The organism is Hymenobacter elongatus (genome assembly GCF_004745955.1).
Classification (GTDB): domain Bacteria; phylum Bacteroidota; class Bacteroidia; order Cytophagales; family Hymenobacteraceae; genus Hymenobacter; species Hymenobacter elongatus.
This window is the reverse complement of record NZ_SRLD01000112.1, coordinates 1-938: the sequence shown is the minus strand read 5'-3', so window position 1 is coordinate 938 and position 938 is coordinate 1. Positions and strand designations below refer to the sequence as shown.

2 protein-coding genes are annotated in these 938 nt (G+C 45.6%); one reads left to right on the top strand and one right to left on the bottom strand.

The features are described from left to right. Window positions 1-209 precede the first annotated feature (209 nt). Entirely contained in the window at window positions 210-461 is a 252-nt protein-coding gene (locus E5J99_RS20970; RefSeq protein WP_135499755.1) for a hypothetical protein, read from the top strand. 289 nt (window positions 462-750) lie between these two features. Here the strand turns inward: E5J99_RS20970 and E5J99_RS20965 are convergent. Continuing rightward, on the bottom strand, window positions 751-938 hold a 188-nt coding region (locus tag E5J99_RS20965), incomplete at its 5' end, for an integrase core domain-containing protein (protein WP_135498948.1).

Sequence of the window (938 nt, the reverse complement as noted above, 5' to 3'; positions counted from 1 at the left end):
CGGCCAGCGCTGGTCCAATGGCGGGCTCGACCGCCTCGTACGCTTACGCTCGGCCCTGAAAAGTCCACAAATGCACTTGCTTACCGACCTGTTTAAAAAATCAACCGCGTAGTTTTGAATTACACCCCTTATCATAATATTTCAAATGCGTATTTTGGAATTTTATCACCCTACACAGGATTTAATTACATAAACACTTTTCTAGCAAAATGAACAAAAAACTAGACTTCGAATTCATGTACAACCGTAATCGTTTTATTATTGAATTTATAATAAAGCATGATCCTGAGTCCATAGGTGCTCCTATGATATTAGGCATACTTAATGAGGTATATGCATCGGGGAATAAGGTAGGTATGAAGTATATAAATAAGGATTTAAAACAGATTGCCTTAGCATTAAATACACAACAACGGGCTATGCTAAGCTCTGAGTTGATTCGACTAAATCTGCTAGATTAATTGCTTTATGCGTAAAATCCTACAGTCGCTTGGTTATGCCGAGTAACCTATATACCCTAGTTGCTCTGCTGCGCCACGGCAGCTTACGGTGCGTAACCCAGACGCACCTAACAGAGGATTCTTACCACCCACCCGCTACAGTCTACAACTCGTAGTGCTGTGCGGTAGTGGAGGGAGCTAATCGAGGCAGCGTAAAAAAAGCAACCTCTGGAAATCACCCTATCTGTTTTAAACTTTGTCTAGTGGTGTTGTAAGCTTCCCCGTCAGGTAGGCCAGGTAAAAGTAGAGGTCAGGCAGCTTGGCGGAACTCAGTTGGGGTCATAAAGTCGAGGGCCTGATGGGGCCGTAGGTGGTTGTAGTCGTACTGCCACAAGCGGCAGTGCTCACGCACCTGCTGCAAGGTAGCAAAGAGGTAGCCGTTGAGCAGCTCGCGACGAAACGAGCCGTTGAAGCGTTCCACGTAGGCATTTTGGGTGG

Coding starts and splice junctions, on each gene's coding strand:
- E5J99_RS20970 (WP_135499755.1), top strand. CDS start 210: ATGAACAAAAAACTAGACTTCGAATTCATGTACAACCGTAATCGTTTT.